The 19,307-nt window shown below is 56.1% G+C and carries 20 protein-coding genes; 13 read left to right on the forward strand and 7 right to left on the reverse strand.

The genetic code is table 11. The annotated features are described in order from the left end of the window. Positions 1-84: 84 nt before the first annotated feature. On the forward strand, positions 85-861 hold the full coding sequence (locus tag B9Z42_RS08565; protein ID WP_100132942.1) for an SDR family oxidoreductase: 777 nt from the start codon (positions 85-87) through the stop codon (positions 859-861). Positions 862-870: 9 nt separating this feature from the next. Here the strand turns inward: B9Z42_RS08565 and B9Z42_RS08570 are convergent, their stop codons facing one another. Continuing rightward, positions 871-1,728 (reverse strand): DUF6671 family protein, encoded by an 858-nt coding sequence (locus B9Z42_RS08570; protein WP_100132943.1) that lies wholly within the window; start codon positions 1,726-1,728, stop codon positions 871-873. Positions 1,729-1,735: 7 nt separating this feature from the next. Further along, positions 1,736-2,743 carry a sodium-dependent bicarbonate transport family permease gene (locus tag B9Z42_RS08575; RefSeq protein ID WP_100132944.1) on the reverse strand — a complete coding sequence of 336 codons (1,008 nt, stop codon included), beginning with the start codon at positions 2,741-2,743 and terminating at the stop codon, positions 1,736-1,738. Between the two features lie 84 nt (positions 2,744-2,827). Between B9Z42_RS08575 and B9Z42_RS08580 the strand changes: the two genes are divergently transcribed. The 4 genes from B9Z42_RS08580 (at position 2,828) to B9Z42_RS08595 (ending at position 5,894) form a co-directional block, all read left to right on the forward strand. Further along, positions 2,828-3,724: a LysR family transcriptional regulator gene (locus B9Z42_RS08580; RefSeq protein WP_100132945.1), complete on the forward strand. Its 897-nt coding sequence runs from the start codon at positions 2,828-2,830 to the stop codon at positions 3,722-3,724. A 9-nt stretch (positions 3,725-3,733) separates the two neighbouring features. Then, a complete protein-coding gene (locus B9Z42_RS08585) occupies positions 3,734-4,984 on the forward strand; it encodes an NAD(P)/FAD-dependent oxidoreductase (RefSeq protein ID WP_100132946.1) in 1,251 nt (416 codons plus the stop codon). Positions 4,985-5,120: 136 nt separating this feature from the next. Then, entirely contained in the window at positions 5,121-5,333 is a 213-nt protein-coding gene (gene rpsU / locus B9Z42_RS08590) for a 30S ribosomal protein S21 (RefSeq protein ID WP_006296472.1), read from the forward strand. Positions 5,334-5,447: 114 nt separating this feature from the next. Continuing rightward, positions 5,448-5,894 carry a GatB/YqeY domain-containing protein gene (locus B9Z42_RS08595; protein ID WP_100132947.1) on the forward strand — a complete coding sequence of 149 codons (447 nt, stop codon included), beginning with the start codon at positions 5,448-5,450 and terminating at the stop codon, positions 5,892-5,894. Between the two features lie 63 nt (positions 5,895-5,957). Here the strand turns inward: B9Z42_RS08595 and pmbA are convergent, their stop codons facing one another. Next, on the reverse strand, positions 5,958-7,346 hold the full coding sequence (pmbA, locus tag B9Z42_RS08600; protein WP_100132948.1) for a metalloprotease PmbA: 1,389 nt from the start codon (positions 7,344-7,346) through the stop codon (positions 5,958-5,960). Positions 7,347-7,422: 76 nt separating this feature from the next. Between pmbA and yjgA the strand changes: the two genes are divergently transcribed. Then, the gene (gene yjgA, locus B9Z42_RS08605; RefSeq protein WP_100133066.1) at positions 7,423-8,097 is read left to right on the forward strand and encodes a ribosome biogenesis factor YjgA; all 675 of its coding nucleotides are present in this window, start codon (positions 7,423-7,425) and stop codon (positions 8,095-8,097) included. Beyond that, entirely contained in the window at positions 8,094-8,711 is a 618-nt protein-coding gene (gene mog / locus B9Z42_RS08610) for a molybdopterin adenylyltransferase (RefSeq protein ID WP_100132949.1), read from the forward strand. Before yjgA ends, mog begins: the two co-directional genes overlap by 4 nt. An 8-nt stretch (positions 8,712-8,719) precedes the next feature. On the opposite strand, the gene B9Z42_RS08615 is transcribed toward mog, so the two are convergent. The 3 genes from B9Z42_RS08615 to B9Z42_RS08625 are packed head-to-tail and all read right to left on the reverse strand — an operon-like array spanning position 8,720 to position 10,760. Next, positions 8,720-9,145 (reverse strand): hypothetical protein, encoded by a 426-nt coding sequence (locus tag B9Z42_RS08615; protein ID WP_100132950.1) that lies wholly within the window; start codon positions 9,143-9,145, stop codon positions 8,720-8,722. Next, positions 9,145-9,918 carry a serine O-acetyltransferase gene (cysE, locus tag B9Z42_RS08620; protein WP_100132951.1) on the reverse strand — a complete coding sequence of 258 codons (774 nt, stop codon included), beginning with the start codon at positions 9,916-9,918 and terminating at the stop codon, positions 9,145-9,147. The genes B9Z42_RS08615 and cysE overlap by 1 nt, the downstream gene beginning before the upstream one ends. Positions 9,919-9,950: 32 nt before the next feature. Further along, a complete protein-coding gene (locus B9Z42_RS08625) occupies positions 9,951-10,760 on the reverse strand; it encodes an RNA methyltransferase (protein WP_100132952.1) in 810 nt (269 codons plus the stop codon). Between the two features lie 104 nt (positions 10,761-10,864). On the opposite strand from B9Z42_RS08625, the gene B9Z42_RS08630 reads away from it, so the two are divergent. From B9Z42_RS08630 to B9Z42_RS08655, 6 genes are all read left to right on the forward strand, one after another. Continuing rightward, a complete protein-coding gene (locus tag B9Z42_RS08630) occupies positions 10,865-11,755 on the forward strand; it encodes an inositol monophosphatase family protein (RefSeq protein ID WP_100132953.1) in 891 nt (296 codons plus the stop codon). Between the two features lie 215 nt (positions 11,756-11,970). Then, positions 11,971-13,209: an ABC transporter substrate-binding protein gene (locus tag B9Z42_RS08635; RefSeq protein WP_233203576.1), complete on the forward strand. Its 1,239-nt coding sequence runs from the start codon at positions 11,971-11,973 to the stop codon at positions 13,207-13,209. Positions 13,210-13,338: 129 nt separating this feature from the next. Beyond that, positions 13,339-14,196: a carbohydrate ABC transporter permease gene (locus B9Z42_RS08640; protein WP_233203577.1), complete on the forward strand. Its 858-nt coding sequence runs from the start codon at positions 13,339-13,341 to the stop codon at positions 14,194-14,196. Position 14,197: 1 nt separating this feature from the next. Then, the gene (locus B9Z42_RS08645; protein ID WP_100132956.1) at positions 14,198-15,244 is read left to right on the forward strand and encodes a carbohydrate ABC transporter permease; all 1,047 of its coding nucleotides are present in this window, start codon (positions 14,198-14,200) and stop codon (positions 15,242-15,244) included. A gap of 14 nt (positions 15,245-15,258) precedes the next feature. Further along, positions 15,259-16,296 carry an ABC transporter ATP-binding protein gene (locus tag B9Z42_RS08650; protein WP_100132957.1) on the forward strand — a complete coding sequence of 346 codons (1,038 nt, stop codon included), beginning with the start codon at positions 15,259-15,261 and terminating at the stop codon, positions 16,294-16,296. Beyond that, on the forward strand, positions 16,293-18,431 hold the full coding sequence (locus B9Z42_RS08655) for a TIM-barrel domain-containing protein (RefSeq protein WP_100132958.1): 2,139 nt from the start codon (positions 16,293-16,295) through the stop codon (positions 18,429-18,431). The genes B9Z42_RS08650 and B9Z42_RS08655 overlap by 4 nt, the downstream gene beginning before the upstream one ends. A gap of 78 nt (positions 18,432-18,509) precedes the next feature. Here B9Z42_RS08655 and B9Z42_RS08660 read toward each other — a convergent pair whose 3' ends face one another. Further along, entirely contained in the window at positions 18,510-19,136 is a 627-nt protein-coding gene (locus tag B9Z42_RS08660) for a hypothetical protein (RefSeq protein WP_100132959.1), read from the reverse strand. Positions 19,137-19,307 lie beyond the last annotated feature (171 nt).

The raw sequence follows: 19,307 nt of genomic DNA on the forward strand, positions 1-19,307 counted from the left end.
CAACCCAGGCTGTCACCCATAGAACAGCCCTTGCAAGAGGCCTGTGCTCAGATCGCAGCATCTGACAACATAGGAGACATCGTCATGAGCAATTCACTCAAAGGTCAAGTGGCTTGGGTCACAGGGGGCGGCAGCGGCATTGGTTTAGCAGGAGCCATTGAGTTGGTCAAAGCAGGTGCCCATGTGGTGATTTCTGGCCGCAACGCAGCGTCTAACGCCTCGGGCTTGGCGGTACTGCAAGCCTTGGGCAGTGCGCAAGGCATTGAACTCGATGTGGCCGACAAACACGCGGTCAAAGCAGCGGCAGACCAGATCTTGGCGCAGCACGGGCACATTGACATCTTGGTCAACAGCGCGGGCACCAACGCCACCAAGCGCAACTTCGATGTGGTCTCGGTCGACGATTGGGACAACGTGGTGGCCATCAACCTGTCGGGCTCGTTTTACACCGTCCACGCCGTGCTGCCCAGCATGCGCGCACGAGGCGGCGGCTTGATCATCAACGTCTCGTCGTGGGCGGGTTTGTATGCCTCCAAGCTCACCGGTCCGGCTTACAACGCCACCAAACGTGCGGTGATCGCCTTGACCGAATCGATCAACATGGAAGAAGGCGGCAATGGCATTCGCGCCAGCTCGGTGCTGCCAGGCGAAGTGGCCACACCCATTTTGAACAAGCGCCCCGTGCCGCCTTCGCAAGAGCAACGCGACCGCATGGTGCAAGCCGAAGACATGGGCCAAGCCATTTTGTTTTTGGCCCAAATGCCGGCGCGCACCTGCATCAACGAGCTCATCATCTCGCCCACCTTCAACCGCTTTTACATGGGCGGCTTGGAGACACCGCCGGCCAAGCCCAGCGTCTGAGTTCACGGATCAAGGGTTGCAATAGTTGCAGCGCGCAGGGTCGGCCGATTCAACCCGCTCAACAGCCCTCTGCTCTTGAAAATTGCACGACACACACTGCCAAACTTCTGCGAGAGGCAACTGCGTAGGACGTGCGCATGCTCGGCAAGGTAAGCCTGGACTTTTTTTCGTCAAGCTAAAACCAGGCTTGGCGCATTGAGGACAGGCTGAACGTAACTTTTGTATCAAATCGTCCATGGCTTGACGGATCAGTGCTTGTCGGGTCGGGTTTGAAAATGCCCGCAGGTCGTTTTCAACCACCACCCCACCCTCTGCAGACTGCGTCTGAGCGACATGGAATGCCTGCGTCAGTGCCTGCGTGTCACAAATGCCTTTTTGCCACTCACCCGCGTCTGCGTGTTCAGGGCGTAAGTTCAAACCATGGCTCGGAAAATTGGCATGGCCGACGAAGCTGTGCAGCTCATCCAAGGTGTGGAGGGTTCTTTGCACGCTCTGAGCCGGACCATGCGCGAAGCCTTGCACTTCCAAGCCAAGTTGTTGATCAACCCAGATTAAAACTTCCGAGTTCCAGGGGATAAAACCGACAAACGGATCGGGTCCAAATGCACCCTCACTGGCGATCCCAATGTGCAAACCCGTCAGACGCATGCCGATCTGTGCTTTGGCCCTGGCGGCATCGAGTTGCGAACCTTGTCGTGCCACCTCTTTGGTGAATGTGCCCAACAAATCCGTGTCGTAAGCCGCCGTGTGCACCAGTTGGCAACCCAAGGACGCCTCTAAGCGATCTCGGACCAAATGCTCTTTGCCGTGCTGCGTCAGAAAGGCAACTTGACTGCCTTGGTAAACAAGCCCTGCACACGTTGCCATTGACACCTCATCCTAAAAAATTTTGCGCCAAGGATACATAAATCGGAATGCCAAACAAAATATTCAAGGGAAAGGTCACGCCAAGACTCAAGCCAAAGTACAAGGACGGGTTGGATTCAGGCAGTGCATATTTCAAAACAGCAGGCACCGCAATGTAAGAGGCACTGGCCGCCAAGACCATCAACAAGGCGCCGTCACCCACAGGAAGGCGCAATAAGACAGCCAGCCCCAAGGCCAAGCTGGCATGGGTCAAAGGACCCAACACGGCGTAGGCCATCAACACAGGTGAACGATCGCTCGCCTTGGGCAAATTGCGCGCGGCCATCAAACCCATGTCGAGCAAAAAGAACGACAGCATGCCCTTGAACAGATCGCCTGAGAAAGGCTGCATGGCAGCCTTGCCCGCTTCACCCGTGAGCAAGCCCACCAGCATCGCACCCAAAAGCAGCAACTGGGCGCCGTCGGTGAAGGACTCGTGCAAGATCTTGCCCACCTTCATACTGGGCAGCGCGGATGAAGCCTGTGGCGCAACAGCGCTGCCACCCAAGGGCAGCCAAGCATGGCCCTTGTTTTGCCGCAACACATTGGCAAACACCACCGCCATGATGATGGCCGGAGACTCCATCAAAGCCATCGCTGCCGCCATGTGTCCGCCATAGGACACCCCTGAATTTTCTAAATATTGAACGGCCGTCACAAACGTCACCGCACTCACAGACCCGTACGTGGCAGCGACCGCCGCAGCATCAAACCCTGAAACGAAACGGCGTAAAAACCAGTACCCCATCAGTGGAATGCAGATGGCAAGCGCGACGGCCGCCGCCAAACTGATGCCAACTTGAGCCGTCAGGCCTGAATGTGACAGCGCAAAGCCACCTTTCAAACCCAGCGCCATGAGCAGGTACAAAGACAGAAAACGGGAAATAGCAGGCGGAATTTCAAGATTAGACCGGACAGCCCCGGCTAGGACCCCGACGATAAAAAACAAGATGGCAGGGTCGAGAAGATTGTGCATGGTGGATTCCTTTGCCGAAATCTTAAATTTCACGCACTGTTTTGTAAAATTGATTCTTCAATACATCACTATAGATAAAAGTCTATGCATTTAACGTTTCGCCAACTGCGACTTTTTCAAGCCTTGGCCGATAAAGGCAGTGTCAGCGCCGCTGCAAAAGCGGTGCATGTCACGCAGCCCACGGCATCCATGCAACTCAAAGAAATGAGCTTGGCCATAGGCCTGCCGCTTTACGAGGTCATTGGTAAAAAGATTTATCTGACCGAGACCGGCCTGTTACTGGCGGCCACCGCGCGAGAAATGGGTCAGACCTGGGAATCGTTTGAGCAAGGCGTCGATGCCATCAAGGGCATCACGCGAGGTCGACTGAAAATTTCTGTCGTCAGTACGGCCAAGTACTTCATGCCCAAACTGATGGGTTCTTTTTGCAAACGTCATCCGTCCATCGATGTCTCACTGGAAATCTTGAACCGTGATGGGGTATTGGAGCGTTTGCGTGACAACCGAGATGACCTCTACATCATGTCCATGCCGCCGAGTGACCTCACGCTGATCGACGAAATCGTGATGCCCAACCCGATCGTGATGATTGCGGCTTCTAAGGACCCACTGGTCAAACAAGCCAAAGTTTCGCTCGCCGAATTGTCAAAGCACAGATTCATTTTGCGTGAGAAGGGATCGGGCACCCGAATGGCTGGCGATGCGCACTTTGCCAAAACAAAATTTCGCCCCAACATTCGCTTGGAGCTGGGGAGCAACGAGGCCATCAAAGAAGCTGTGGCTGGCGGCCTCGGCATTGGTGTGATCTCTCAACATGCTTTGCATGGGCATCAAAAAGAGCATGGTGCCAGCGTCATTCAGGTGCCGGGGTTTCCATTGCGCTCTTCATGGCATTTGGTACACCTCGCTGCAAAAAATCTTTCACCGGTCGCAGAGGCATTCAAACAACACATCTTGAACGACAAAAAACTAGGCCACTAAACTCACGCCATGAAATTGTTTGATGTGGTGATCGTGGGTGCCGGTGCTGCCGGTTTGTTTTGTGCAGGCGTGGCTGCGCAACAGGGCTTGCAAGTGCTGGTGCTCGACCACAGTGAAAAAGTGGCCGAAAAAATCCGCATCTCAGGCGGTGGCCGCAGCAATTTCACCAACCGCGAACTTGATGTACGGGCTCCGCATAAGCACTTTTTGGGCGATAACCCGCAGTTTTGTCGCAGCGCCCTCTCGCGCTACACGCCGCAAGACTTTGTGGCGCTCATGCAAAAACACAGCATCCCGTTTCACGAAAAGCACAAAGGCCAGCTGTTTTGCGACCGCTCCGCCGAAGACCTGATTCAAATGCTGCTGGCCGAATGCCATGGGTCCGCCAACGGCGGCAGCGTGACGCGCTGGCAGCCCTGCAGCTTGAAAGCCATTCGCTATTCAGATACTGCGCCCGAGGCCCAGCGCTACGAAGTGGACACGGACCAAGGCACCGTGCAAGCCGCCGCAGTGGTGGTGGCAACGGGCGGCTTGTCGATACCGAAAATTGGGGCGACTGACATCGGTTACCGACTGGCCAAGCAGTTTGACCTGCGTGTGGTCGAACCCCGCCCAGGGCTGGTGCCGCTCACCTTTGATGGCGACGCTTGGGGGCCCTACGCCCAACTGTCTGGCTTGTCTCTGCCGGTTCGGATTGAGACGGGCAGCAAAAAAACGCTGCAAAGCTTTGACGAAGACCTGTTGTTCACCCACCGCGGCCTCTCTGGCCCCGGGGTGCTGCAAATATCAAGCTATTGGCATGCTGGCTCAGACATTCGCATCAACTTGGCGCCCGAGGTCGACATGGCAGATGCGCTCTTGCGTGCCAAGCAGCACTCTAAAAAGTTAATCGCCAATGAACTCAATGCTTGGGTGCCCTCACGTTTGGCCGACACCTGGGCCAGCCAAGACACCGCGTGGCAGCGACCCGTGATTGAGGCCAGCGACAAAGCACTCAACCTTTTGGCACAACGTTTGAGCAGTTGGCCCCTCACCCCCACAGGCACCGAAGGTTACAAAAAAGCCGAAGTCACGGTGGGCGGCGTGAACACACGCGACTTGTCGCAACAGACCATGGAATCCAAGCAGCCCGGGCTGTATTTCATTGGCGAAGTAGTGGACATCACAGGCTGGCTGGGGGGCTATAACTTCCAATGGGCTTGGGCCAGCGCCCATGCCTGTGCAAAAGCCTTGGGCGAACGCGTCAAACCCGCTGGATAAGCCGCTATAATTTATCTCTTTGCTGGCAAACCCCCAACGGCCTGATCAACTTCATGTTGGGGAACATCGCAGGCACGGCGCTTAGGCACGATCTTCCTAGGCACCCTCTGACTGCAAATAATTGGAAATTTTGGTAATGACCACCATCCGTGTTAAAGAAAACGAACCGTTTGACGTTGCTCTGCGTCGCTTCAAGCGCACCATTGAAAAATTGGGTCTTTTGACCGACTTGCGCGCTCGCGAGTTCTACGAGAAGCCAACGGCTGAACGTAAGCGTAAAAAAGCAGCTGCCGTGAAACGCAACTACAAGCGCATCCGCAGCATGCAGTTGCCCAAGAAGCTGTACTAACCAGCTTCTTCCTGATCTGGGTTGAAAAACCTAATCAGACGCTCGCATGGGGACGCTCATGCGAGTTTTTTTTTGCCTCATCACACTTCCCACCTTTCGCCAACGGAGCCGACCATGAGCCTCAAAGCACAAATCACCGAAGACATGAAAACCGCCATGCGCGCCAAAGACAGCGTGCGTTTGGGCACCATCCGCTTGCTGCAAGCCGCGATGAAACAAAAAGAAGTGGATGAGCGCGTGGAGCTGGACGACGCCATGGTGATCGCCATCGTCGACAAACTGATCAAGCAGCGCAAAGACTCGGTTGCCGCCTACCTGAGCGCGCAACGCCAAGACTTGGCCGACGTGGAAAGCGCTGAAATGAAAGTGTTGGAGGTGTACTTGCCCCAACGCCTGAGCGCCGACGAAATCACAGCTGCCGTGAAAGCCATCGTGGCTGAAGTCGGTGCCGCTGGTCCTGGCGACATGGGCAAAGTCATGGGCGCGGTGAAAGCGCAATTGGCCGGCAAGGCCGACATGGGCTTGGTGTCTGCGGCCGTAAAAGCAGCATTAGCGGGCTAAAAACGCACACCACGCATAAAAAAACGGGCCTTGAAGGCCCGTTTTGCTTGGAGGTTTGACGTTTTAACTGCCTGCCACCTTCATGCGGTTGATCAACACGGAGCCAATCGTTTTGGCGCCCATGTTGTAGGCGTCAGCACCAATCGCGTCGATGCCTTGGAACATGTCTTTCATGTTGCCCGCGATGGTGATTTCTTGAACAGGGAAGGCGATTTGGCCGTTCTCCACCCAAAAACCGCTGGCACCGCGCGAGTAATCGCCGGTCACGTAGTTCACGCCTTGGCCCATCAGCTCAATCACGAATAGGCCTGTGCCGAGCTTTTTCAACATGGCGTCTAAGTCGTCGCTGCTTTGGGTCAAACGCGAGCGCATCACCAAGTTGTGCGAGCCACCGGCATTGCCCGTCGTGGGCATACCCAGTTTGCGGGCTGAGTAGGTGCTCAAGAAGTAGCCTTCCACACGACCGCCTTTGACCACGCTGCGCGCGCGGGTGGTCACGCCTTCGTCGTCGAACGGCGAGCTGCCTTTGCCGCGCAAGATGAACGGGTCTTCCGAAATGTCGATGTGCTTAGGGAACACCTTTTTGCCCAAGGAGTCCAGCAAAAACGTACTCTTGCGGTACAGAGATCCGCCGCTGACGGCCTGCACAAATCCACCCAACAAGCCTGCAGCGACCGGCGCTTCAAACAGAACGGGGCATTCGGTGGTAGCAATTTTGCGAGACTTCAAACGGCTCAAGGCGCGCTCTGCCGCGTAGCGCCCCACCGCTTCGGGCGAGGCCAAATCTTCGGCAGAACGCATGGAGCTGTACCACGAGTCGCGCTGCATGTTGTTCCCTTTACCGGCAATCGGAGCGACCGAAAAACCTTGGCGCGAACTCGCGTAGCCGCCACGAAAACCGTGCGTGTGTGCGCTGAAAAAGTGACTTTGCTGGGCAGACACCCCAGCACCTTCGCTGTTTGTGATGCGCTTGCTGGTGCGCAAAGCCGCCTCTTCGCAACGCAAAGCCAACACCGCCGCTTCTTCGCTGGTGATGGCCCAAGGGTGAAACAAATCCAAATCGCGGTGCGTTTTGGCGATGTCTTTTTCGTCAGGCAAACCTGCAGTCGGGTCTTCTGCCGTGAACCGGGCGATGTCGTAGGCCGCCTGCACGGTACGTTCAACCGCAGCCCCTGAAAAATCAGAGGTGCTGGCGTTGCCACGGCGGTTGCCCAAATACACGGTCACGCCCAACGACTTGTCGCGGTTGCGTTCCACATTTTCTAACTCGCCCTTGCGCACAGACACGCTCAAACCGCAGCCTTCAGAGGCCTCAGCCCCCACATCGGTGGCGCCTAGTTTTTTGGCGTGTGCGATGGCGTGATCCACCAGCGCTTCGAATTGCTCGCGGCTGTGGCTGAAGCCTTGCGCAGGCGAATGGAGAGGGGCTTGGTTTTTGGAGGCTTTGGTCATATCGGCGGCTATGATACTTGTCAGTGCGTTGGCCTCCGTTTTGGAGGGCGAAACAGCCGATATTTACCTCCCCCCTATGTCACGTAAACCCAAAAAAGGTTATTTCGTCCGCGGCCAATTTGTGGCCGAAGGCAGCGAACTCGACCTCGAACTCAAAGCCGAACTCAAAGGCACCGACGGCGCCAGCCGCACCGACCGCAAAAAAGACAGTGACGATCGCCAAGACCTAGGCGTGGACATGCTGACGCTTCGAAACGATTTGGCGCAGCGTCTGAACCTCCAAGGCCATGTCACCGACCAACTGCGCGAGGCCTTGGCCGAAGCCCGCCGCATCACGAACTTTGAAGGCAAGCGCCGTCAAATGCAGTACGTGGGCAAACTCATGCGCAAGCTGAGCGAAGAATCGATTGCAGCCGTCAAAGACGCGCTCAACGAACAACGCATGGGCAGCACCCGCGACACCTTGGCACTGCATTTGGCCGAGCACTGGCGCGACCGTTTGATCGCCGACGACACCGCCGTCCAAGAATGGATGAACGAACACCCCAGCACCGACAGCCAGCAACTGCGCGCCTTGGTGCGCCAAGCCCGCAAGGACGACACCACCTCCAAAGCCGATGTGGCCAAGGGCTTGTTGCCGCGTCAAGGCCGTGCGTTCCGTGACATTTTTCAACTCATCAAAGAACAGATGAATTTGGCGGACGATGCCGCCCACACGCCCGAAGAAGACGACGGAGAGTACAAGCCATGAGCGAGATATCTTTGCCAACACCAGACGCACGTTGCGACACCATTCGCGTGGGCATCGTCTCCATCAGCGACCGCGCCTCAAGCGGCACCTACGAAGACAAGGGCTTGCCTGCGCTGCGCGACTGGTTGGGCCAAGCCCTGCTCAACCCCATCGAGTACCAAGCCCGCTTGATCCCCGATGACCAGGCCACAATCAGCCAAACGCTGATTGAATTGGTCGATGCGGGTTGCGCCTTGGTGCTGACCACAGGCGGCACAGGCCCTGCTCTGCGCGATGTCACGCCAGAAGCAACCTTGGCCGTGGCCGACAAAGAGATGCCCGGTTTTGGCGAGCAAATGCGCCAAATCAGTCTGCGGTTTGTGCCGACCGCTATTTTGTCGCGCCAAGTGGCAGTGATTCGCGGTCAAAGCTTGATCATCAACTTACCCGGCCAGCCCAAGTCGATTCAAGAAACCTTGGGCGGCTTAAAAGATCCACAAGGCCAACAACTGGTGGACGGCATTTTTGCCGCGGTGCCTTATTGCATCGATTTGATCGGAGGTCCCTACATGGAAACGCGTGATGCGTTTTGCAAAGGCTGGCGACCCAAAACGGCTGTGCGACCCGCGCGCTGAGCCACGTTTCAGCGCTTGACGGGTTTCCCTTTGGCTTTGGCTTTAGTCTTGCCATCAGGCGTGGGGTTGGCACTGCGCGCACGCGGTTTCTCTTCGGACATGTCGAAGAAGATTTCATCGAAGAAAAGCTGAATGCGCGGCGAGTCGCTGCCCTGTCGTTTCAAATGCGGCTCAAAGCACAAGACGTTGAACACATAGCTGTTCATCGCATCAACAAACTTGGTGAAGTGCGGCACCTCCACCGAGTCGATCGGGTCGATGGCCAAGTACCAAGGCTGTGCGTGACCGGCCTCGATACGCATCGTGATGGCGCACTTCACTTCACTGAAAAACAAACCGTACTGCTCAATGTTCATGCTCATCTCGCCGACAAAGCTACCTTCGTCGTTCAGCACAGCAGAAATTTCGGTGGGATAAAGGGTTAAAAAATTCATCACTCTTCAAGCAACTGGTTGATACGCGCCGCTTCGAATTGTTCTTTTCGCGCTGCATCGTTGGGCACGCGAACGGGCAGGGCTTGACCGCTAGACAATTGCTCAATGGCCTGCCAAAGCAAGGCAATTTGGTGCTCTTGCGTGGCAGCGTTGTCAATCAAGCCACGCATGGCTTGGCTGACGGGATCGTCGTTTTGGGTGACACCGTAAGCTGAAAAGCCCATTTTGGACGCGGTTTCTTCACGTTTGGCATCAGTCTCAGCGTGAATGATGCGCGCGGGGTTACCCACCGCTGTAGCACCCGCAGGCACAGGTTTGGTCACCACCGCGTTGCTACCCACCTTGGCACCATCGCCGACGGTGAAGCCCCCCAGCACCTTGGCGCCTGCACCAATGACGACGTCTTTGCCCAAGGTCGGGTGACGTTTCGCGCCTTTGTACAGGGACGTACCGCCCAAGGTCACACCTTGGTAAATCGTGCAACCGTCGCCAATTTCTGCCGTCTCACCCACGACCACGCCCATGGCATGGTCAAAAAACACACGTTCACCAATCTTGGCGGCTGGGTGGATTTCAATGCCAGTGAGCCCACGCGAGATGTGAGAAATAAAACGACCCAGCCATTTCAAACCCAGCGTCCAAGAGCCATGTGCCAAGCGATGCAGCACCACCGCGTGCAAACCGGGGTAGCAGGTCAAGACTTCCCAGCGGCTGCGAGCGGCGGGGTCACGGTCCAAAATGCATTGAACGTCTGAGCGGATGCGAGAAAACATACGTGAATTATCGTTGTCTGAACAGCGTGGTTTCAGACTTGTTTGGTCGCTGCGGTTTGGGCCGCCTGCGACATGGCTTTGGCGATGCCACGCAAAATGTGAATTTCTTCTTGTGTGACCTGGGCGCGGTTGAACAACTGGTTCAAACGAGGCATGAGTTTTTTAGGGGCTTGTGGGTCTAAAAAGCCAATATCGGTGAGCGACTGCTGCCAGTGATCGAGCAACCCTGCGAGTTGCTGGGCGTCGGCCAACGGTGTGACCTCTGGTACTGAGGCTGTGCGTGCAGTAGCGGTCGCAGATAGGGGTGCGGGTGCGGCATCGGCAGACGGCAACATCGTGACAAGTCCGCCCAAAGCCTGTCGCCAGTCGTAAGCCAACACTTGCACAGCGGCCCCCAAATTGAGTGAGCCAAATTTTGGGTCTGTCGGAATGCTCAAGCACGTGTGGCAGCGGTACACGTCCTCGTTGCGCATGCCAAAACGCTCGGAACCAAACAAAAACGCCACGCCGAAGTCTGGGTCGTTGAGGTGATCAGCAGCCAAAGCCGCAAAGTGCGGTCGAGGCTCTAAGGTGGGCGGGCCAAAGTCGCGGGGCGTCATGGCAGTGGCACACAGGTGGGTCATGCCTTCCAAAGCTTCGTCCAATGTGGCCACCACGCGGGCGTTGGCCAAAACATCGAGGGCACCGCTGGCGCGCTGGATGGTCTCTTCGCGGCGCAGCACGTTGTCCCAACGGGGAGCCACCAGCACCATTTCGGTGAATCCCATGACCTTCATGGCACGGGCTGCGGAGCCCACATTGCCAGCGTGGCTGGTGTGGATGAGGATGAATCGGGTTTTCATGACGGAGATGTGAGTGTTAGCGCGTAAAATACTGAGCTATTGTCGCCGCCCGCATCGCCGGGCGTTCATCCTCGGCCTGGTTGGGTCAGCTCTTCACAAAATCTATGTCGTCCTCTTCTGTACACCCCATGCTCAACGTGGCCGTTAAGGCTGCACGCGCCGCAGGCGCCATCATCAACCGCGCCGCGCTCGACGTGGAAGCTGTGCGTATTTCACAGAAGCAAGTGAACGACTTTGTGACCGAGGTTGACCACAACAGCGAACGCATCATCATCGAGACCCTCTTGGGCGCTTACCCTGACCACGGTATCTTGGCCGAAGAGTCTGGCGCCACACACGGCAACCCCGACGCCGACCACATCTGGATCATCGATCCGCTTGATGGCACCACCAACTTCATTCACGGCTTCCCTTTTTACTGCGTGAGCATTGCGCTGCAAGTGCAAGGTCGCGTCGAACAAGCCGTGGTGTATGACCCCACCCGCAACGATCTGTTCACCGCCAGTAAAGGCCGTGGCGCATTCATGAACGACCGCCGCATCCGCGTGAGCAAGCGCACCCGCCTGGAAGAGTGCTTGCTGTCCACCGGCTTTCCCTTCCGCCCGGGTGACGACTTCAACCGATACCTCAGCCTCATGGGCGACTTGATGCAACGCACCGCCGGCCTGCGCCGTCCCGGTGCAGCCGCGCTCGACTTGGCCTACGTGGCCGCGGGCTTTAGCGATGGCTTCTTTGAATTTGGCTTGAAGCCTTGGGACATGGCCGCGGGCGCTTTGCTGGTCACCGAAGCCGGTGGCTTGGTGAGCAACTTCACTGGCGAGGGCCCCTACCTTGAGCACGAAGAGTGTTTGGCGGCGCCGCCTCGCATTTACGCCCAATTGGTTCCGCTCACGGCAAAGTATTCAAAGTTTGCGGGCGTGGACGACAAGCGTGCAGCCAGCACGGCAGCCAAGACGTTGAGCGTGTCGCGCGCTGCGCCAAACGCGCCGCTTTAACGAAACAAGCGGCTGCCGGGCCATAGCAGCAAGCCGCACCCAATGCCCCATGGGCAAAGAAGCCTGATATGCGGCTTCTCAATCGGCATATGCGAGTAAACGCTAACGAAATGACGCCATTGGCAGGCCTATCATTCATCATACGTTTAACCCAAGGTGCCTGCATGTCTATGATTAAGTCCAACGTTCGTTGCCACTCCTTACAAGTTTTGAGCATGGCCTTGATTGCCGCAGGCGCCATTTCAGCGCAAGCACAAGAAGTTCGTGTCATGTGCTACCAAGATGGCGTCGAATGTGATGTGACGGCAGAATTGGCCAAGAAGTTTGAAGCACAAAACCCTGGCATCAAAATCGTGGTCGATGCCGTGCCTTACAAGACCATTCTTGAGCAACTCCCCGTTCAATTGGCCGCAGGACAAGGTCCAGACATTGCGCGCGTGACCGACTTGGGCGGCTTATCCAAGTTTTATTTGGACATTTCGTCCCACATCAAAGATCAAAAATATTTCGATGCACAATTTGGCAGCACTGCCGGATGGTTGAGCCCCAATGCCGGGGACAAAGGCATTTATGGCTTTATGTCTCAACTGACGATGACAGGCCCATACGTCAACAAAACCCTGTTTGAACAAGCCAAAGTCGCGCTCCCCGGCCCCAAAGCGACATGGGATGAATGGGTTGTCGCCGCCAACAAAGTCGCCAAAGCCACGCAAACCAAAGCAGCCATGGCCTGGGACCGCTCGGGGCACCGATTTGCGGGTCCCGCCATCAGCAACGGCGCTGCCATTTTTGATGCCAAGGGCGATTTGACGCTGGATGCGGGCTATAAAACCACGGTCAACAAATTTGTAGGCTGGCACAAAGACGGCACCCTGCTCAAAGAAGTATGGGCAGGCTCAGGCGGTTCCACTTATGCCGACTCGATTGGTGAATTCATCAACGGCAACACCGTGATGGTCTTGTCTGGGTCATGGCAAATTAACCGTTTGCAAAAAGACATCGGCAACAAATTTGACTGGGTGGCCGTGCCAAACCCTTGTGGCGTAGCCGCTTGCACCGGCATTCCCGGAGGCGCAGCTTGGGTCGCGTTGAAAACCAGCAAGTCGCCCAAAGAAACGGCCGCCTTCTTGAACTTCATGGCTGCTGAGGCCAACTATGCCGATTTCATCGCCAAAACAAACAACATTCCAGCGCACGCTGGATTGGCCAAAAAAGGGGTGAATTACGTCAATGCACAACCCGCTGCTCGCGCAGCCTTGGGCATTTTTGGCTCTGGTGTGGCTCAGTTATCACCCGTCGCCTACAAATTCCAAGGCTACAAATACAACCGCGCCCTGATGCTGCCGACCGTGTCACGCGTCACACAAGCCTTGGTGGGTGAATTGAGCACCGACGAAGCCCTCAACAAAATCAATACGGATATGCAAGACGCAGTAAAACAAGCGCAAAAGTAAGTCGGCGCTGTGCGTTTTCTCGCGTTCTTTTTTAACCTTTTTGAACCCGTCTTCCGATTCAGCCAGAAGTGGCTGGGTCAGTCGCGTCTTGCTTGGTTATTCGTTGCGCCCAACTTGTTGGTGTTTGGCGTGTTCACTTTTTTGCCGATCATCATCAACGTGCTCTACGCCACGTCGGCAGGTGTGGCGCTCATGCCCTCAGAGCGGCCTTATTCAGGCCTAGAGAATTTTGAAATTCTGTTTGAGTGCCGCGACTACTTCGATTTTCAAAGTTGCCGCAAAGACGTCTTTTGGCGTGCCATTGCCAACACCCTGAAATTCAGCGCCATTCAAGTCTCGCTGATGGTGTTTTTCTCGCTACTCACCGCCTTGGTCTTGAACCGAAAAATCATCGGTCGTGGTTTTTGGCGTGGCGTTTTTTTCTACCCTGTGCTGCTCTCGCCGGTCGTGGTTGCCTTGATCTGGAAATGGCTGCTGCAAAGCCAAGGCGTCTTTAATGCGGTGTTGATCTCGATGAACCAAGGGCCGGTCGATTGGCTCACAGACCGACATTGGGCTTTCTTTTGGACCATCTTTGTGTCGATTTGGGCACACATGGGGTTCTACACACTCATCTTGCTGGCGGGTCTACAAGCTATTCCCAAAGATGTGTATGAAGCCGCCTTGATGGACAAAGCGTCGCCTTGGCGCACGCTGACCCACATCACCCTGCCCTTGCTGATGCCCAATTTGATTGTGGTGCTGGTACTGGCCATGATTCGCGCCGTTCAAGTATTTGACGAGGTGTTTGTGCTGACAGGCGGAGGCCCAGGCTCGGCCACCACCTTCATCGTGCAATTCATCTACCAAACAGGCTTTGCGGAGCAAATTCATTTGTATGGCTTGGCTGCTGCCGCGTCCTTGGCATTGGCAGTGGGCTTGATCCTGCTCACGCTGCTGCAACTCAAGTTGACCCGAGCCACAGACGCTGGCCAAAAGGTGCGCTGACATGGTGTTGAAATTTCTCACCCGCACACGACATGCCCAACGCTTCGGCTGGACTGATGCGCTGAGCTATGCGTATTTGGTAATTGGCTTGTTCACCTTGTTTGCACCCGTGGTGTGGGTGCTCATGTCGTCCTTCAAAACAGAAGCGGCGATCGGCGAGTTCCCCCCGACCTTCTTGCCCTACACGCAACGGACGGTTCAGGTCGACAACTACCCGCAGCCTTTGCCCTTGTTCAACGTCACCACCGAGCAAGGCGTGGTCAAGCCCATGGCGCAAGTCAGCCGCATCGGCATCATGGCGACGATGGTCGACCCAAGCAAGCCTCAGGAAACGCTTCAAGTCAACATTCAAAAACGCCAACCCATTCGTGAATTAAGTTTCTCCACGAGCAACTACACCGAGCTGTTTGGGAAGTTTGCGTTTGGCAAGTACTTGTTCAACAGCGTGTTCATCACGGTCGTGGCCACGGTGCTGACCTTGCTCTTCAATTCGATGGCTGCGTTTGCTCTGTCTAAGTACAAATTCACAGGCCAAAAGACAGTGTTTTTGCTCATCATCGCAACCCTGATGATTCCACCCACCATCGTGTTGGTGCCTATCTTTTTGGTCATCAACTCTGTGGGCTTGCTCAACAGCCTGTGGGGCGTCATCTTGCCCGCTGTGGCCACACCCACGGGCGTGTTTTTGCTGCGCCAATACATGCTGACCATTCCCGACGAATTGCTCGAAGCGGCGCGCATGGACCATGCGAGCGAATGGCGTATCTACTGGCGCATCGTGTTGCCTTTGAGCGCCCCTGCCTTGGCCGTGCTGGCTATTTTCTCGGTCATGTGGCGTTGGAACGATTTCTTGTTGCCTTTGATCGTTCTGTCCAAGTCTGAGTTCTTCACCTTGCAATTGGCTTTGAACTCATTCCAGGGCGAACTCAACACGCAATGGCATTACTTGCTGGCCATGACCGTCATCACGCTGCTGCCCATCACCTTGGTGTTTGCCTTCTTGCAGCGCTACATCACCACAGGCATTGCCAGCGCCGGTGTCAAATAACTCGGGGATTTTCTGTGTCCACGCTCGAACTTCACGCTGTCACCAAATCATTTGGTGAAACACACGTCATTCAACCTATCGATCTGAAAGTCCGGCACGGCGAGTTCATGGTCTTTGTAGGGCCGTCGGGTTGTGGCAAATCCACCTTGCTGCGCATGATCGCGGGTTTGGAAGACACCACCGCTGGCGACATCTTGATCGACAACGAGGTGGTCAACACCGTGTCGGCTGCGGATCGAGGTTGCGCCATGGTGTTTCAGTCTTACGCGCTTTACCCCCACATGAGTGTGTATGCCAACATGGCCTTCGGCCTTGAAAACATGGGCATGCGCAAAGACCTGATCCAAGAGAAAGTCACCGCAACGGCCAAGCTGTTGCGCCTCGACCCTTTGCTAGACCGACGCCCCACCCAGCTCTCTGGCGGCCAACGTCAACGCGTTGCCATCGGGCGCGCCATTGTGCGAGAGCCCAAAATATTCTTATTTGACGAGCCCTTGTCCAATCTCGATGCCGAGTTGCGCGTCTCCATGCGCAGCGAACTGCGCGAGCTGCATCACCGCTTGGGAGCAACCATGATTTATGTCACCCACGACCAAGTCGAAGCCATGACCTTGGCAGACCGCATCGTGGTGCTGCGCCAAGGACAAATTGAACAAGTGGGTTCACCGCAAGAACTCTACGAACGCCCTGTCAACACATTCGTTGCGGGCTTCATTGGCAGTCCGCGCATGAACTTCATTCCGGTCAGCAGCTTATCGGGCCTGCCCGCCGATCAATTTGCACCAACAGCACACACGCACACGCTGGGTATTCGTCCCGAACATTTCATTACGTGTGCCGCACACGAAGGCTTGACCTTGACGGTGACCAACACCGAGTACATGGGCTCTCAAACCTTGGTGCAAGCCACCTTGCAAGACGGGACAAAGATTGAGGCTCTGCTGCAAGACACGACACCGCCCGCACTCCATCAAACCCTCTCGTTGAAAACGACTGGCGCGCACATCCACACGTTCGATGCCAACGGCCAAGCCCTAGGAAACCACGCATGACCCCCTGGACCGCAGAACAATGGGCGCCACATGCGCAAGGCGCAGACGTCCAGCTCAGCTCACGCGGCAATCTGCGTTTGCGCTTTTTGAGCGACCGCATGGCACGCGTCACCTTCCAGCCCAAAGATGGCTACCGCGAGCCCAACACCTGGTCCATTGCACCCCTCAGCGCACCCACGCCCAACGACGCGCCATGGCAAGGTCGCCATCGCGATGACCTGTCGTGCTTTGCAACGCCTGCGGTGGCGCACCAGCACAGCCAAGGTTTGCAAACCTTGTCCACCCCTTGCTTGCAGGTCGAATTGCACACACACCCTTTGCGCTTGGTGTGGCACTGGCAGCAAGACGGCCAAGACGAGGTGGTGCTGTCTGACCGGTCCACCAGCGCTTACCTGAGTGACAAGCGCACGGGCGCGTTGCGGCATTACATCCAACGCGACGATGCCGAAAAGTTTTATGGCTTGGGTGATAAAACAGGCCCGCTCAACCTCATTGGTCGGCGTCTGCGCACCCTAGCCATGGACTCGCTAGGCTACGACCCCGAACACGGCGACCCACTGTATAAACACTGGCCTTTTGTGTTGAGCCGCACACCCAACGGAAAGTGGCTGGGTCTTTATTACGACACCTTGGCCAGCTGCACGTTTGACTTTGGCTGCGAACACGACAACTACCACGACTTTTACCGCTACGTCGACATCGACGACGGTGACCTCGACTACTACGTGATGGTGGGCAACACCCCCGCTGAAGTCATCCAGCAATTCATGACCTTGATCGGTGGCACGCACTTACCACCGCGTTGGACAGTCGGCTACGCCCAAACCGCCATGGGCTTGGCAGACTCACCCGATGCGCAAAATCAACTGTCCAACTTCATTGATTTAACCCAGCAGCACAAATTGCCGGTGTCGGCATTTCATTACGGCTCGGGCTATTCCTCACGCGGCAAACGCCGCTACGTGTTCACCTGGAATCACGACAAGTTTCCAGACCCCAAGTCCTTGAACCAGAAATTTCACGCACACGGCATGCACTTGGTGGCCAACATCAAGCCGTGCTTGCTGGACGACCATCCCGCGTTTGAGGGACATATCAAAGACGGCCTTTTTATTCAAGACAACGCACAGCAAGCCGTGGTCGAACCTTATTGGGATGGTCAAGGAGCCCACTTGGACTTCACCAACCCCAAAGCTGTGCAATGGTGGCAAGACCAACTCAAAGCTCAAATTTTGGACATGGGCTTTGACGCGGGCTGGAACGACAACAACGAATACGCCATCCTCAACGAAGACGCGCAATCCAACGGCTGGGGCCAAGCCATGGCCATGCACCGCTCGCGTCCCTTGCATGCCTTGCTGATGACCCGCGCCACCTTTGAAGCACAAGAACAAGCCTTGGGCCGTGACCAAGTGTTCACCGTCACCCGCGCTGGCCCACCTGGCATTCAGCGTTACGCACAAACTTGGTCGGGTGACAACACCACCAGTTGGCGCTCACTGAAATGGAACATTCGCACCGGACTGCAAATGAGCTTGTCGGGCATGTTCAACGTCGGCCACGATGTGGGCGGTTTTTACGGGCCCCTGCCCGATCCAGAGTTGTTTTTGCGTTGGGTCCAAGCGAGTTGTTTGAACCCGCGTATGGTCATGAACTCGTGGAAACCGGGCAACGCCAGCAACCTGCCGTGGATGCACCCCGAAGTCAAAGACGATGTGATTCGCGCCATCGAATTACGCTACACCTTGATGCCGTATTTGTGGTCCTTGTTCGAACGGGCATCGTCACACCACGAGCCCATCATTCGACCGACGTTTTACGACTTCCCGGACGACGCGCAGTGCTTTGAAGACAGCGACGATTTCATGCTGGGCTCATGGCTACTGGTCGCGCCCGTGGTGCACCCAGGCCAAACCACGCGTGAGGTTTATTTGCCCCAGCTGGCCCAAGGCGCGTGTTGGTTTGACTTTGAAACCGGCGAACGTTTTACGGCAGGACAAACCCACACGGTACCAGCCCCCTTGAACAAGTTGCCTTTGTTTGCACGCCAAGGTGCACGCATTGCCTGCGCTGCGCCACAAGCTGGACGCGTGGCGCGGTTTGATGACCCCGTTCAGACAACCCGCAAGTTCTGACGCTGCTGCGCGACACAAGCGCTGGGCAAATTACGTCGTTACGCAGAAGACGCACGCTTTGCTACGCTGAATGGGCCTTTAATCGTGCTTGTGCAAAGCGCGCCAGCCCAATCGCAGGTCTAAAGCCTCGGATTTGCGCACGACAGACTCGTAGCCCATATCGCCGAAATCGGCGGCATCTAAATGCAAATAATTGGCTGACTTCACACTGGGTTGAGGCCAGCTGTCGGGAGGCGTTGGTGCAGACGCTTTCAATTCAAAACGCACGGTCGTTCCACCCTTCGCTTCACGCACCAAGAGGTGAGGCAGTTGCAAAGCCGGCCACCAATCTACCGTCACGCGTTCTCGCCCCAATTGCCCACGCAAGCGCACACGAGCTTGACTTCCTTGGCCGTAGCGGGACACCACCTTGAGTTGCGACAACTCAGTGGGGTCGACAAAGTGGGATAAAGCAGCCCAATCCACTTTGACGTCCAAGGTGGCCAACTCACCTGTGCTGTAGTCGACCACACGCTCATCATCGTGGAAGACACGTTCAAAACTGATGCGCTGCTGCGCATCGCGAAACCACAATTCGTCCACCGAGCCTTTGAGCAAAGCCACGCGTTGCGCATCACGGTAAAAATACCAAGTGAGACGCTGTGGTTTAGCACGGGACAAACCAGCACCTGGACGATCAACGGTCACGGCATAACGCGCAGCCATTGGCGCAGATTCAGCGCTTAAGCCCAATAGGTCAGATAGCCCAGATGAGCCAATTGAACTCGTCGAACCGCGCTGAACATCATGCGCTTGGGCCGCTGCGGCCAAAATGCAAACCGTGACCAATAACAGCAGAGACTTAGTCAAGTATTTTTTCAAAATGATGGCTCGCCA

It is taken from the genome of Limnohabitans sp. B9-3, assembly GCF_002778325.1.
GTDB lineage: Bacteria > Pseudomonadota > Gammaproteobacteria > Burkholderiales > Burkholderiaceae_C > Limnohabitans > Limnohabitans kasalickyi.